Genomic DNA, 15,118 nt, shown 5'->3' on the forward strand with positions numbered 1-15,118 from the left:
GCGCCTCCACGGGTCGCCTGCTCATGCGGAAGGTTCGTTTTTGTGTGTCGTTCTGGCGACGGTCGTCAGCCGGAGGCCGGCATCCGTCCCATGGCCGCCAGCAGCTTGAAGCCGGCGAGAATGCGGTCGTATCTTGCGTTGACCTCGGCCTTGCGCGCCTCGTTCTGTTCCTTCAACACGAAGAAGAATTCGAGAAGGTTGCGCCCGCCCGCGGCGAACTGCCCTTCATAGGCCCGCATCATCTCGTCGCTGTTGCGTTTGCGCTTGACGATCGTCTGGTAGTTCTTGTTTGCGACCTGCCATTCCGACCAGACCGTCAACACCTGCTTGCGAACCCGCAACTGCGCCTCAAGCACCTGATCCTTGCTGGCCTCGGCGCGCAGCGTCGAGGATCTCGCGTGCGCAATATCCCCTCCCCCCGTCGAAAACTTGAAGGACATTTTCAGGCCGACGAAGCTGGAATTGTCCCGCCCGATATTCCCGTCGAGGTTTTCACCGGCACGGATCTGGCCGACGAGGTCGATATTGGGATGAAGCCGGCTCCGATCTGCCTCCGCCTTCGCCATTTCCTTCTCCGCTTCAGAATTGGCGGAACGGACGGATGGATGATCGAGGGTCACGGTCTGCAGGACCTGTTCCATCGAGGAAGGTAAGGCCAGAGACCTGAGATTCACCTGGGTCAGGGCGTTCGGCTTGCGGCCGACAAGCTGAAGAAAGAGATCCGCAGCGAGCACAGCGTCCTGAGAGGCGATGTTGGCTTCGATTTCGGCCTCCGTCACGCTCGCCGCACCCAGTGTTATTTCCGAGCGCAAACCCGGGTCGCTCTTGGCCCGCTCCGCAAGCTTGCGGCTGAGATCGTTGACACGACCGACGTTGGCGCGGCTGACGGTTTCCAGCTCCCGCGTGCGCTGTACATCAATGAAGACCTGCGCTGCCTCGAAGGCAACCTTGACCTGCTGGTTCATGACCTCGAACGCGGCAACTTCCTGGCTGGCTTTGGCAGCTCTCGTCAGGTTGCGCGTCCGCATCCCGTCATACAGGGGTACGCTCACGCCGCCGGCGATTTCGGATGTGTGCGTCCCGCCATTGCCCGTGAGTTGATCAACCTTTGTCGTGCCGATCTTACCGTCGAGCGTGATGACCGGAAAATAGCCCGAACGCGCTTCCGTCAGATCCTCATCGGCGGAGCGTTGGAGCTTACGGACAGAGGATATCGACGGATGATTGGCAGTGACCGTAGCAATCGTCGAGTAGACCGTCTCGGCCGCAGCGGAACTTGTGGCAACGCAACAGGACAGGACAACCGTTGCGACGATGAGCGCGGAGCAATGCTTAAGCGCATCGAGCTCGCTCACTTTTCGCACGGAACTGTACCAGTTCCATACACTCATCCCCACCATTGCTACCCCCGTATACCAGTTCTTAACACTGGAAGCGGGTGTAGCTCAGCACGCACAGGTCAACAATTACGTTTATTCAAATATAGCATATTTCAAAACTGAATAGAGGCAGCCAAAGAAAAGAACGAAGTTCAATCAAAACAGGCTGTTAGGAAAAATATCTCGTCACCGGCGTGTTGCCTGCCTACGTCATTTGGCGCATGTTTCCGATCTCATGGTAAATTTTGGCACCGCCATTATTCAATATGAGAATACTTCACCTAAGCGCGAGAATTATCCGCGATAAAGGATCGCCATTGCGAGTGAACTGATGGGGTGGATGCCCCCTCCGGCCGGCATCGGAGTATGATGCCCGTCAAGCAGTTCATGGTGGAGGGTCGGTGATCGCCTCGACCTCCTGTCGTGGCATGAAAGGAGCCTGCTGCGCCGATGGGCTTTGTCCAACACTCCACAGCAGGTTTCTATGATACTGCTGCGCGACGGGACCGTTGCAGCCTCCAGCAGCGATAATCGCAAGGGAGTCACGATAGGGCTGAGCGATTTTCTCAGCCGCTTGCCGGATACGCGAAAAGTCGAAGCTCAAACGCTGTCCGCCAAAATTGAGTGCCGACAAGGCTTCAGCTGCCGGAAGTCGCGACTGGCGGCCGCGATCAACTGCCGCGGCAAAGCGGATATCGACATGAAATTCCTGGAGATGCGTTCGGCGATCGACTACCCGGCCGTAACCGTTGCGCCACGTGGTAACGACCGAGTCCTTGAAAACATATGTATTTTCGCCGAGGTATCGCCGGCATTGATCATCATAAGCGACAGACCAGCCGAGGATAAGGCGATCGTCGGCGTGAGACTTTCCATCAAACACCTTTCGAACAAGATCTCCATCGGTGAAGTTCTTCTCCCAGAACTCGGGCGACTTGTAGATATAGCCTTTCGCGGCGGCGGCCGCAGCCTCACGTCTTTCCCGCTCCGTGTCCTCCTTCATGCGGCGCTCGAGAGCCTGCAGTTGCTTTTCCCGCTGCTCCTCATCGAGGATGTCCCTGGCAATAACCTCCTCCGGGATGGCGGGCGATCCTCGATGACTAATGCTCCACTGGGCGGCTATCTCACCATCCGGGAAGATCTCGCCCCGCGCCGCATACACGGCATGCGCGACCGGTCTGGGCCCCTGGTCGATCGGCACCGGATGCCGATCTCTCGATCCTTCGACGAAGTGCATCACCTTAACAGATTGCCCGCCCGTGACCTGACGATGCTTTTGCTCACGCGCCCGGTTGGAAACAATATAAGGTGCAATCACCTTGCCGCCGATACGATCATGGACGGCAGCTATGGGGTCGATCATTATGCGCGAGAGATCGCGACCGGCCTGTTTGTGATGCAAGACAATCAGAATGGCGTCGCTTTTTCTGTTTTCCTTGTCAAACTGCAGGACGTAGGAAAAGTCTAGGGTCTCTCCGACCAGCTTCGCCAGTTGCAGCTGTTCGGCGGAGAAGCCATGCTTCGTGAGTTCCTGAAGCAGTTCGGCATCGGGCACGGGATAGCTGTCGACATCCGGCGCAACGGTTTCGTCCAATGATAGGTTTGCTGGAAGTGCCGGTTCAAATTTCAGCATTAGACGCTCCAGCTGTTCCACTGCGCAGTCAGAGTCCAGCGTATTGTCTGTCCGACATTTTCTCACCAAATACAGCGTATTGGCATAGCTCTCCCAATAAGGCTTCAGCTCGGAAAGAGACATGCGCTCGCTGATCATGGCATAGGCGTCGGCCGCTTTGCGCGTGAGCGTGCCGACTTCGGCGTAACCGCCGCATCTACCCGTTTCGCGGGGGACCCTGGTGCAGATGTCCGCTTCCCCGCTCCCGAAACTCGTCCCGACACGACAGGACTGCTTGAGTGCCGCGTAGGCTGGCCCCGCTCCCAGGTTGCGGGCCGCCGTGGCGCCGGTTCCTAACCAGATGACCTGGGAGTCTGCGAATGACCTATGCCGTTGCGTCATATTTTCTGGGATTGCGTTTCCGAGATACTCGTTATTGATCCCCAGATGCCTGCCGGTTCCGTCCACTCTCGAGTTGTAGTTCTCCAGCCAATCTACTGGTGTGCGGTCTTCCAGTTTGAGCGTTGCCTCAAACCGTCGATCCGTCGAAAAGTCCCCGTAGTCGCGGGGTGTCGACAATTCGCCCCGAGGGCAGGTGAAGCGAACAATTTCGCTCATTCCGTCGGTGAGAATGGCCTGAGGTGGGGAGATCCCTTCCCCACCCCGAAATACCCAGTAAGTGTCAAGAATTGTCGATGCCAGGGCGGCCTTGCGAACGCGGATTTCAAATGGATGTACCGCCTTCCGATAAGGATGTTCCTGACCCAATTCGGTAACCTCAATCCTCGCGTTTTGCGGGGTAATCTCGACAAGGTTGTTGAAGTCATCGCGAAGAAGCGTGTCACCGATCCAGCCGGTTAACTTATCGACCCGTGAAGACGTGATCTCAACCGACTTTCCGATCAACATTTTTAGATCGATGCACCCCTTGGCTGGTGCATAAGCCGTCCAGACGCTTTCGAATCTTGAGTCCAAACTTGGGCGGAGGTGAACTTGCTCTGGCGCGGTGCAGGCAGCATCGGCAGCCCAACCCAGCGAGCAGAAAAGAGAACATAACACTGTCAGTGTATATATCTTCACGTAAGGCCCTCCAGATCGTTCGATCTAATCCAGATTCGGACGCATTATTTCAATTCGCCTGGTACCAGTCTTAAGGAAGCACCTGAGACCGGGCTTTGCAATGGGCTGGCCATAGAACGGTGGTCGGTTTACAGCGTTCTTCACGACCTTACGAAGCTTTCGCCAGTCGGGAAGGTCGCCTTCGTTCACGCGTTCCTCGATCGCCGTCAAGATCCGCGAGAACTGGCTATCGAACCGCATCTTCAAATCCTACGACGACATTGTCGCTCACTGCTGCGATGCCTGGCGAAAGCTCGAAAGCCAGCCTTGGCGCATCATGTCCATAGGGCGCAGACAATGGGCAAATGGGTTCTAGTCAGTGAGGATGCGTATTAGGCCGGCCTACTCCGGATAGGCGCAGGATACCAGACCCCGGCTGCCTATGCCGGAACCATCGCCGCAACCGGTTCCAACGCTGCGCAATGTGAAAGCTACGCGTTTCCACCGGTTGCTCCCACCGCGCCACTTGGCGTATCAAAAAATCGCCGAGGCTCTAATCGCTGCCGGATGAAAGTTCAGTGGCAGGTGAGTGCTATTCATACCGTTTTACAGTCAAACATATTGCTGCGCTGCCGTGATCCAGAATTTAAGGATGCCGATTGTTGCAGCCTCTTCTCCCGAAACTAAAGATCGATATCAAGGGTGACCTTTTCCTCAACCCTGCGCTTGTCGAGCTCGATCGCGAAATTGAGATCGTGGATCCAGAGAGTGAGATCCACCTGGTCTCCGATCGTTTCCCGGACGCGGGCCGAGATGGTCGGTCCGCAATAAGGTAGAGCATTCTTTACGAAAGGCTCGGGCATTCCCTGGATTTCACGTGGCCAGCCGAAGATATTCCATGCCTCCGACCATATCCCGGTCTTGTCCTGGACAGTTTTATCCTTTTCATCGGGCATGGCCGTCGGCGCGTCGGAATGCACAAATTGCATCGGCCCGCCACACACTTGGTAGCCGTCGATTTCTTTCGACGGGATTCCCCAATAGAGTTCGCCTCGTTCCTCACGACTGGCCGCACCGTATTTTTTAACCAGACTGTCCCTGACAGCCTGGCTGGTTGCTTTGCCCGGCGCGAAGACGAGGTGACGCATCAGGCCGATGACCTGCTTGCCTTCCTGAACCGAGCGAGTGATGGCCAGAAACGTTTCGGTACCATCGGGTTTGACAACTGCCGAAGCCTCATCGAAAAGTCCGCGCCTTTCTCTGGCGATGCTGTGATAGGAAATACCATCAGGAAGTCGCTGCGCGGCAAGGGCCGTGAACTCCTCATATTTCGCGCCGAGTGTTAGCCCCAACATGTCCATAGCCGCCGCGTTTTGAGGCAGCGCCACCTGCCAGTCTTCCGGCTTGACGCTTTTCACGATTTTTGATGGCTTCCCATTCTCCTTGGACCATACGTCGATGCCTTCGACATGCGCGTCAAACACGAGCACGCCTCGGAATCCGGGAAGATCTGCATCACCCCTTTCGACGGGCTTGATGCTGACGTCCTCCAGCCGCAGGTGATAGTCAAAAGCGTCCGGGTGACCCTTTATCGATCCCGGGCTGGGAAGAGCCTGTGCTACGACGATGGCATCGACATAAGGTAACGTGTCGGTCTTCGACTTCGCTATCTTCTGGCCTATGTCGTTATCGGAATCGCTCCTCAGCCACTCGCAGGTCAGGAAATCCGTCAGCCGGGTTGTCTGGCTCGGCCTGCCCGACATGGCAAAGACCCTGTCGCCGCCGGGCAGGGGCGAAGAACCACTGACATACCGGCCGAACCCCTGCGCCAATGCATCGGCGCGGGCTCCCAGTATATCGTCATAGCGTGCGCTGACTGTAAGTTCGGTCTTGCCACGTTCCAGTTCGCGAAATTCCTGACAAGCAGTGACCGGATGGCGGCCCATGATTGAGAGGATCACCTTGTCTGGAAGAGCCGCCGCTCTTGCCTTCGTCCAGTCGGTGAAGGCGGGCAACAGTTCCGTCAAAATCTGGTCGGTCAGTTCGAGATGCGGGTTTTCGAAAAACATACCCCAGGGGGCCACGGCTTCGTTCTTCGCATAGTACCGCTCCTTGGCGATGCGCTCGAGCATCATCCGCCGGAAGGCATCGTCATCATAAAGCTCCGCAGCGCTTGCGAGGGCGAAAAGGTCTACCGTTTCATGGTCCAGATAAAACCGTTCGGGTGGAGAAATCATCTGTGGCGACGCAGCCCCGAATTGCGGTTTGGCGGCCATCTCGATTGTCAGTGCAATGCGTTGAAGAGCAGGGCCGCCTTTTAGCAGCGGGCCAATCATGACTTCGCTCGGTCGCGACACCACCAATTGATACCTGTCGATACCGAGTGGACGTACGCGCACCAGGGTCATGATCTCGTTGCCGCGCTGGAATGTCGCAATTCTGGCCGCGTCAATCGCGGTTGCCGGCAGGAAGGCATAGCCGTCACGATCGTTCGTTACCAAATCGGGTGGCCCCTCACGGAATCGGGTGACGTCCTGATCGTGGACCACGGGATAGAAGCCCTCGAGCCTGGCAGGAAAGCCTCCTCGTTCCTCGTCGTATTTGCCGAGGCTGAGCTTGGCACCGACCAGATAGGTTTCCCGGATCAGCGATGTCAAACGTTGAAGCTCTTGCGCGACAAGTGGTGGCTTGGCGCTTGGCGAGGCCTGGAAAATGCCCTGGTACTGCCCCACGCCCTCGGTCACGAGCTCCAGGCCGCCTTCAAAGTTCAGCATGGCCGCCCTGAGAGAATCGACTGATGTCGCGTAATAGTCGTCTGGAAAACCGGCATTTTCTGCTATCGCCTGCTGCTCGATTTGACGTTCCAGCAGGACTCGCGTGCCAGCAATGTCTTCCACGAGGGTCAGCCTTTCGGGCTTGATCGGAATGACGATGTTTTTCAGTTCGTCCTCGGTTATGGTCGTCTCTCGCTTCAGGACAGGCACCGAGATTTCCCCCACCTCGAAATCCAGGGCGAACAAGAGCCGTCGCGGATCATTCGAGGCAAGACGCAAGCGTTCGAGAAGCGCGAGGGCCGCCTCTTCGTCGATCTGCAGGAAATCGGGGATTTCCTTTATCTTGCGCTCTTAATCGGTCGACTTTTTGGTGTGTTTTCCATAATCGCAACCTTTCCTGCTGTTGATTAAAATCCATAATGTTTGACGTTGCAACACGCCACTGCCGGTGATCATCGGGGTCGGGTACGCCGTGCACTCTTGCGCACGCATCGAAGGCTTTTTCGGGCTGACCTTTGGCAGCGCTTTTGCCATCGCGGTGCATTTTACCATCGGATGGACGGGGCAACGTCACAGGCAGTCAAAACGTGGTCCACCCGTCTTGTCGTCGGTGCGGCCACAGGCAAGATAACGTGCGTCCCGTCTTCCTGGTCTGTACCTTTCCCATCCGCTCACGCGGAGCCGTGTTGTCCGTCACACCACCGTCAAAGCGGCGGTAAACTGTTCGCTCCCATCTGCATCCCGCATCATAGGCCGCGCAACGCCTGGGCACCCAGAAGCCTCAGCTCCTTGCCCTTTGCCCGCGCCGCCAGATCCGTCTCGCTCGCCGACGGGTCGCCGACATAAAACGTTCCGTCGCTCCACATGGCGTGCATGATCACCGCCAGCTTGCGCGCCACCGCGACCGTTGCCTTGCGGTGACTGCCGCGCTTGGCCAGGCTCTCACCCCATTGCTTCACCTTGTCCTTGCCGCGAAAGCGCGTCATCAGCGCCGACGCCGCCTCGTAGAGCGCGCGCCGCACGTCGGGGTCTCCGGCTTTCGATATTCGCCCCTGCACATCGATCGACGTGCCAGACTGCCATCGCCGCGATGTCAGCCCGAAGTAGGCTGCCACATCGCGCGAACGGCGGAACCTCGCCGGGTCCTCTACCGCCGTCATGAACGAAAGTGCCGCCACCGGCCCGACACCCGGTATCGCCATGAAGCGTCGGCAAAGCTCATGGCGGGCAACAAACTGCACGACAAGTTGGTGCAGCCGCTTGTACTGCTTCCACAACGCTGCGCGCGCCGACAGCATGGCATCCATCAGGTCGCGCGTCAGCTCATCCTGCGCCACCGCCTCTCTAACCGCCGCTTCGAAGCCGGTCCGACCCGTGCCTTTCAGGCGAATGCCGAATGCCTTCAGGGAATGGCGGATGGCGTTCTCCAGATCGAGAAACTTGCGCTTCAGGTTGCGCCGGTGCGTCAGAAGCAATCGCAGCCGGTAGCATTCCGGCGTCTTCACATGGGCACGGCGGAACCAGCCGGTGCGCATCATATGCGCAATGCCCAGCGCATCCTTCTGGTCCGTCTTGTTGCGCTGCGCCGCCATCGCCGCGCGCACATGCCGCGTTTCCAGGCAGACAGCCGGAATGCCAAGTTTGACAAGCTCCGGATGCAGCCACGGCGACAGCGAGCCGGCCTCGTGGCCGACACGCCGCAGACGGGAAAGGAACGGCTTCAGAGCCGCAAGCAAGGCCTGCGGATCGGTTGCCACCTTCACCTCCAGATGCACCTCGCCATGATCGTCAACGACGCAAACCGCCGTCTCCACCGTCGCAACGTCTAGTCCGCAAAAATACTCCATCATCCGCCTCCTGCATGGTTTCGAGGCGGCAATACTATCAGCGCCAGGCGCCTCAGTCGGCGCCGCGCACGCGACCTGCCGATTACGGGCGGCAGTTCAGCCCCACCTCCGCTGGCGGTACAGGCAGCCAATCCAGCCCGCCTTCGACACGAACGGGAAATCCGCCAAGCTCGAGCGAGTATTCTTCAAGCCTTGCGTTGACATAGCTTCGAACGGACAGAGGAAGTCGCGGCGCGGAGGCAAGCATTGCCTTCCGGATATACGGCTCCGCTTCCCTCAGTGCGATGCTCCACTCTAGGTCGTTCATCGACGAGTCCTGCGCCGTAGGCTGGAAGCCAACTGGAAGAATTGCATCACGCTCGGCCGGTAGCATGGCGTCGAACGCAAGCTTTACGGCCAGAAGCACGTCCAGCTTGCGTTCAGGATAGGCGCGGATCACGGCTGCAGCCCGGAGAGCCAGATCGGCCGCACGATTGGTGCTATCGCCCCACCCCCCCTTCTCTGTGCCAAGACCCAACTCCTTACGGAGAAAAGAATTGAGATGGATCAGTCTTCCGTCGTTGCTCGTCCCGAGATTGTAACGCGCGGCAACCTCCTCAAGACTGTCCAGACTCGCGACGGACATCGGCGCATCGGTGTTTTCAACCTCCCAGTGATGAACGATAATCTCGTCGGGACGCGCGCCTTTCTTCCCTCCCCATGGCTGGCGGATCAGGACGGCGTCGAGCACATGCATCTGGATTTCGGCGGCCACGTTGTGGTTGCCTGGGGCCCTGCCAGGAGCCTTGGTAAGTATGATTCGGCCTTCCCGAAGGGCCAGGGTAAAACGCACATAGACGTTGTTTTCCGGAAAGACATCCACCCATTGGTCGGGCTTCGACCCCAGGGTAACCTCTGTCTTGTCCTTGGCCAGGCCTTCGGGAAGCGGCAAGGGCACCGGCCTGACCTCCGTCAGCCTCGCCATTCCGGAATCGTAGGGAGACTGGATTTGAAGCGTGCGCAACGCCGCCGGGACCGTCTCTTCCAGTCCCATATTTGCATGGGGTGTGGAGACGTCGCTAAGTGTTAACCGGACCTGCGAACCGTCAACCTTCTGGGTCAAGGACACCCTGACATCAACCGCGATCCTGTCCGGTAACGCGTAGTCTGCCGCTTTCGCGGCGATCGCGTCGAGATACTGGTTGGTTACCCTCGCAATCTCCTCGCGGCCCTTGGCGCCATTGTAATTCATTGTTGGAAAATCCGGCGGCAATGGGTTGTTGCTGAACTCCAGATAGACGCCGGGTTCGCGCACGAGCCACGGACGCTGGCCGATGACCCAGAGGGCCAGATGCCTCGCAATCTCCTCATTGCCCTGAATGAAAACGCCCTCTCCGGCGCCCTGCTCGAGGCCGCCGGCGGGTGCACTACCAAGAGCCGCCGTGCCAGGATCACCCTGCCCCGACGCGGGTTGCTGTTGGGGTGCGGAAAGCCAACTGCCGGCAGGGTTCTTCTGCCGGGAAAACGGCCCCGGTAGAATGGGCTGCGCCGAGGACACAAGCGAGGATACGCCAGGGTTGTCGAGCTGTACGCTGACGGACTCGACCGTATCGGATAGCCCGTGCAATTCAACGCGAATGGCGACATCGCCCCCGGACAGAATAGCCTGCTCGGCGTCGGGTTCTACCCGGCCACGCGCAAGCAGCCGAGGGAGCAGGGTACGATTAACTCGGTCGCGAAAAAAGCTGTCTTCGCTGTCGCCCGTTTGCCGGATGCCGAACCGATGCACATTTGCCCGGTCCTGCGCCAGGATATCTGCGACCGAACGAAGAGACGCACCGCTGGAATTGCGTCGATCGGCTTGAGCAATGACGGCGGTATAAGTCTCGACAATATCCCCGGAGGTAGACCGCGTTTTGGTTTGGGCTTGTGTGCTTGCCCCTCCGCTCTCCGAGACCAGTGTGCCAAACCGCTCCAGCATGCTTTTGGACAAGCAATCTACGGTCGTGCAGGCATCGCGAGCGACAAGCCAATTGCGATGCGACTGCTTCAATTGCGATGCCTCGGCGGCGCCCGCCTTGCCCATGATGATCGCATAGAGCTCAGCGAGCTGACGGTCGAGAAGCATCAGTTGTGGAGAGCCGCAGATTGCATGCTCTGCTTTGCTCGTCGCGCGCTGGCAGTCGAAGCTCGGTTCCTGCGCGCGCACGTCAGGAATACCCATGCCGAGTGCGGCAACCACGCTCAGAATAGATCCAAGCAGCACTGCAGGAAATGTAGAGCGGGTTCCTGATGAGCCTGACACGATTTTCTCATTCTGAACGAAGGGTGTCATTCTGCCGTTCCTTCCTTGTTATCCGGGCATGGATGGCTAGGGTTTCATCATCCTGGCATGGATAATGATCTCAGGTCGATATTCAAAATGCATCCCGTCATAGTGGTGCCACTTGCCACCCCATATGAAGCCAAAACTCTCCATCGTGCGGACGATGGCTTCCGGTATGTGGTTGTCATAGCGACCGACTTTTCCGGGTCTAGCGCCCGACCAAAGCCAATAGCCTCCCAGTCTGGGATTGAGGTCGATGGCGATCCCGAAGCTGTGCGGGCTCAGACGATCTGTCCCGCTGACCTTGCGCCAGAAGAAGCCGCCACCAACCTCTCGAAAAAAGGGACTGAAATCCTGCTTCATATCGGCCAGTGCAGCGAGTGCCGCTGCGAGTTGGCAGGAGACATTATTGCGTGAAGTAACCTGGAATGAAGCGTTGCCGAGTCCCTCATGTCGCACCGATACGAGGCTGCGCCGGGAGCTTGCTTCCTCCGCGAAATAAAGGGTGGAAAAGAAGCCATGATTCCGTATTCGTCCCGGATCAAAGAAGGCCTCCTCCCGCTGGCGAAGATCAAATTCGAGCGGGTATATATAGCGAAATTGCTCGGCGACCGTCGGCGTTTCAAGCATCTCTTCCGGCACCACACTCCTCACTTCGCCCCAATCCAACCAGTGCTGGCCATCAAGCGTCAGCGTCCTGCCATCGGTGGAAAAACGGGACTGCGGATAGGCCAGTCGCACGGCATCTTTGGCAGGCGATGCTGACATTCTGACGATCGGAATTTCTGTAAAGCGCATGGCTTCGCATGCAACTGCGGACGCTACTGTCAATGACAGCCAAAGTACAAGCGCCAAAGGCAGAAAGTTCATTCCCGCCTGAACGCGCGATCGCATGGTCTTGGCCGGACCTGTCGCAGGCACGAAACGCGCTTTGCAAACAGGATGCGACACCACCAGTGCCATGCCTGTGGTTCGGTGTCGCTCGATCATGTTCAGATCCCAGTAGACAAAGACGGTCTCAGCGCTCGTCGGGCAAGAGGATAGCACACGTCCTCAGAACAAGGAACCTGACAATGTTGAGAGGTTGTAAGATGACCGGCAGTCGTAAGCCGGCTTTGCTGCATCGGCCCGCCCCAAAGGAAAATGCGACAAGTTTGCTGTTGATCGCGAACTGATGCCGATGGCTCGACTGCCCGGGCGCGGGGCAACCTTCGCCATGCTCGACCGGCGCATGGCGAAAGGCCCCGACTGACGCTTACGGCATCAAGTCCAATAGCCAATCGAATGCGTCAGCAAAACAACCAACGAAGCCGATCTTCAGCATCCTACCACGAGTTTCGTTAAAAGATGCCGTGATCGTTCAAGGTCTGCCGATAAAGCGGCTGATTGGGAGCCGCAACAAATGTATCGTTGGGTATACATACTGAGACATCATCCGTGAGACACGTATCGGCGTATCATTTGGGTTGATTTTGCCATTGTGAGACGCTCCTCAATCGAGGTCTAGAACCTAATGATACGTTTGATGGCGATTTATGAGTATGCGCGGGTCAGCACGATTGGTCAGGACTTGGCGGATACAAGAGGCGGCACTGAAGGCAGCTGGATACACGGTTATTCGAGCGGAGAGGAAATCAAGTGGACGATGCTACGAGATTTCCGGCGGCTAATCCGATGACAAACACATCGCATATGAAAGAAGATCACCGGTCGTCGTGGCCACTTTGCCCAATGTCTTCGGAAATCTCCTGTCTTAGCTTGGGACCTTTCGCCAGCCTGCGCCCCAAGGCGGTGACAAACGCCTCATAGCGCTCGCTTGATTTGGCTCGTGCAGCCTGTGCGGCAGGCTCTGGCAGGGCTGGAGTCGTCGACAACCAAAATCGCACGAACACTACCAACGTCTCGATGGAAATGCCGACATCGCGTTCAATGCGTGTCATGCGGCGGTCCAACTGGTCGAGCCGTTTCGTGGTAGCGGCCTCCTGTCGCTCGGCCGCGTCCGGCGACAGGAAAGACGCAATACCCGCTTCGGCGATCAGTGATAACGATTGATCGCGCCGCGCAGCATACGCCACAAGCGCCTTCATGACATCAGGATCGAGATAGACAGAAAGGCGCTGCTTCTTCGGAGATTTTATCACAATCTTCTCCTACATCTCGATACCATCACCTGGGTCGAGCGCGGCCTGCCGCGCCACCTGGCGTATGGTCTGGTTCATGCGGCTGAAACGGGCGGCGTCCTCTTCGACCTCATCGCGGGAATTGATCTCGAACTCGTTCTCGATCACATCCTTACGTTCGACGGTTTTCGTCCGGCTGAGTTCGGGCTGATGGCGAGGCTCGGATTCCGTCGGGTCGTCGTCTGCCACCTCCTGCGTCGCGATGAGCGTGTTCAGGTCGAGCGGCTTGGGCAGGGCCAGACTGCTCCAGTCGTCGGCTTGTCCTGCCTTTGGCTTGGTCAGCGTCGGCGGGGTCAGGATACGCTCCTGAAGTCGGCTATCCTCGTAGTACCGCGCCTTCTTCGCCCGGATCGGCGGGACGCCGGCCACCATGACGATCTCGTCCGAAGGCGGAAGCTGCATGATTTCGCCCGGCGTCAACAACTGCCGTGCCGTCTCGGAGCGTGAGACCATCAGATGCCCCAGCCACGGCGACAACCGGTGGCCGGCATAGTTCTTCATCGCCTTCATCTCGGTGGCGGTGCCGAGCGCGTCGGATACCCGTTTGGCCGTACGCTCATCATTGGTCGCGAAGCTGACGCGCACATGGCAGTTGTCGAGGATAGAGTTGTTCGGGCCATAAGCCTTCTCGATCTGATTCAACGACTGGGCAATCAGGAATGCCTTGAGGCCATATCCGGCCATAAAGGCAAGCGCAGTTTCAAAGAAGTCGAGGCGGCCGAGTGCCGGAAATTCGTCGAGCATCAGGAGAAGCCGATAGCGGTTGCCTTTCGCCTGCAGCTCCTCGGTCAGGCGGCGTCCAATTTGATTGAGGATCAAGCGGATCAGCGGCTTTGTCCGGTTTATGTCGGACGGTGGCACCACAAGGTAGAGCGTGGTCGGATGTTCTGCACCGATGATGTCGACGATGCGCCAATCACAGCGGCGTGTGACTTCGGCGACGACAGGGTCACGATAGAGCCCGAGGAACGACATGGCCGTCGACAGCACGCCGGACCGTTCGTTATCGGATTTGTTCAGCAGTTCCCTCGCGGCGGACGCGATGACGGGATGAGGCCCCGCCTCGCCCAGATGCGCCGTCTTCATCATGGCGGCCAGCGTCGACTCGATTGGCCGCTTTGGATCAGACAGGAAGGCCCCGACGCCAGCGAGTGTCTTGTCAGCCTCGGCATAGAGGACATGGAGAATCGCTCCAACCAGCAGCGCGTGACTGGTCTTCTCCCAGTGATTGCGCTTTTCCAGCGAGCCTTCCGGATCCACCAGAATGTCGGCGATATTCTGGACGTCGCGAACCTCCCATTCCCCTTTGCGAACTTCCAGCAGCGGATTGTAGGCGGCAGACTTCGCGTTGGTCGGATCGAAGAGCAAGACCTGACTATGGCGGGCGCGAAAGCCAGCGGTCAACGTCCAGTTCTCACCCTTGATGTCGTGGACGATCGCTGAGCCAGGCCAGGTCAGCAGCGACGGCACCACCAAGCCGACGCCTTTGCCGGACCGCGTGGGCGCAAAGCATAGCACATGCTCCGGCCCGTCATGGCGAAGGTAATCGCGATCGTGCTTACCGAGCACGACACCATCGGCGCCGAGCAAACCGGCCGCTTTGATTTCGTCGGGACCCGCCCAGCGGGCGGAGCCGTAGGTGTCGACATTCTTCGCCTCCCGCGCGCGCCAGACCGACATGCCGATCGCCGTGGCAACAGCGATGAAGCCCCCGGAAGCAGCAATCAATCCGCCTTCGACAAAGATCGGCGGTGCGTAGGCATCGTAGAAATACCACCACCAGAAGAAGGCCGGCGGATAGTAGATCGGCCAGCCCGCCAGCTCGAACCAGGGGATACCCAGTTGCGGCTGGAACCCCAGCCGCCAAGCGGTCCACTGTGTCGCCGCCCAGATCGTCATGAGGACGATCTGGCAGACGGTGATGATTTGGCCCCACAGGATCTTGGTCGCCGACATGGCGTG

Annotated in this window: 8 protein-coding genes and 2 pseudogenes; 2 read left to right on the top strand and 8 right to left on the bottom strand. The window is 58.4% G+C overall.

Annotation, left to right across the window (positions count from 1 at the left end):
• Nucleotides 1-65: 65 nt before the first annotated feature.
• Both OU993_RS26505 and OU993_RS26510 read right to left on the bottom strand, forming a co-directional pair.
• Complete coding sequence (locus OU993_RS26505; protein WP_268162014.1) at nt 66-1,364, bottom strand: TolC family protein; 1,299 nt, start codon at nt 1,362-1,364, stop codon at nt 66-68.
• 400 nt (nt 1,365-1,764) lie between these two features.
• The gene (locus tag OU993_RS26510; protein WP_268162017.1) at nt 1,765-4,071 is read right to left on the bottom strand and encodes a hypothetical protein; all 2,307 of its coding nucleotides are present in this window, start codon (nt 4,069-4,071) and stop codon (nt 1,765-1,767) included.
• 211 nt (nt 4,072-4,282) lie between these two features.
• On the opposite strand from OU993_RS26510, the pseudogene OU993_RS26515 reads away from it, so the two are divergent.
• Both OU993_RS26515 and OU993_RS26520 read left to right on the top strand, forming a co-directional pair.
• Nucleotides 4,283-4,426: pseudogene (locus tag OU993_RS26515) on the top strand (IS630 family transposase); the annotation flags it as partial.
• A gap of 44 nt (nt 4,427-4,470) precedes the next feature.
• Nucleotides 4,471-4,621, top strand: a pseudogene (locus tag OU993_RS26520) (IS3 family transposase); the annotation flags it as partial.
• A 112-nt stretch (nt 4,622-4,733) separates the two neighbouring features.
• Here the strand turns inward: OU993_RS26520 and OU993_RS26525 are convergent.
• The 6 genes from OU993_RS26525 to OU993_RS26550 all read right to left on the bottom strand — a co-directional run bounded on the left by OU993_RS26525 (nt 4,734) and on the right by OU993_RS26550 (nt 15,112).
• Nucleotides 4,734-7,070, bottom strand: a complete 2,337-nt coding sequence (locus OU993_RS26525; RefSeq protein ID WP_268162019.1) for a hypothetical protein — start codon at nt 7,068-7,070, stop codon at nt 4,734-4,736.
• A 500-nt stretch (nt 7,071-7,570) separates the two neighbouring features.
• Nucleotides 7,571-8,671: an IS110 family transposase gene (locus OU993_RS26530; protein ID WP_268157561.1), complete on the bottom strand. Its 1,101-nt coding sequence runs from the start codon at nt 8,669-8,671 to the stop codon at nt 7,571-7,573.
• An 82-nt stretch (nt 8,672-8,753) separates the two neighbouring features.
• Nucleotides 8,754-10,985: a lysozyme inhibitor LprI family protein gene (locus OU993_RS26535; RefSeq protein WP_268162022.1), complete on the bottom strand. Its 2,232-nt coding sequence runs from the start codon at nt 10,983-10,985 to the stop codon at nt 8,754-8,756.
• 36 nt (nt 10,986-11,021) lie between these two features.
• Complete coding sequence (locus tag OU993_RS26540; RefSeq protein ID WP_268162024.1) at nt 11,022-11,966, bottom strand: M15 family metallopeptidase; 945 nt, start codon at nt 11,964-11,966, stop codon at nt 11,022-11,024.
• 713 nt (nt 11,967-12,679) lie between these two features.
• Complete coding sequence (locus OU993_RS26545; RefSeq protein ID WP_268162026.1) at nt 12,680-13,117, bottom strand: CopG family transcriptional regulator; 438 nt, start codon at nt 13,115-13,117, stop codon at nt 12,680-12,682.
• Between the two features lie 9 nt (nt 13,118-13,126).
• Entirely contained in the window at nt 13,127-15,112 is a 1,986-nt protein-coding gene (locus OU993_RS26550; RefSeq protein WP_268162028.1) for a conjugal transfer protein TraG, read from the bottom strand.
• Between the last annotated feature and the right edge of the window lie 6 nt (nt 15,113-15,118).

Origin of the sequence: Rhizobium sp. SL86, from assembly GCF_026672545.1 — a bacterium.
Lineage (GTDB): Bacteria > Pseudomonadota > Alphaproteobacteria > Rhizobiales > Rhizobiaceae > Neorhizobium.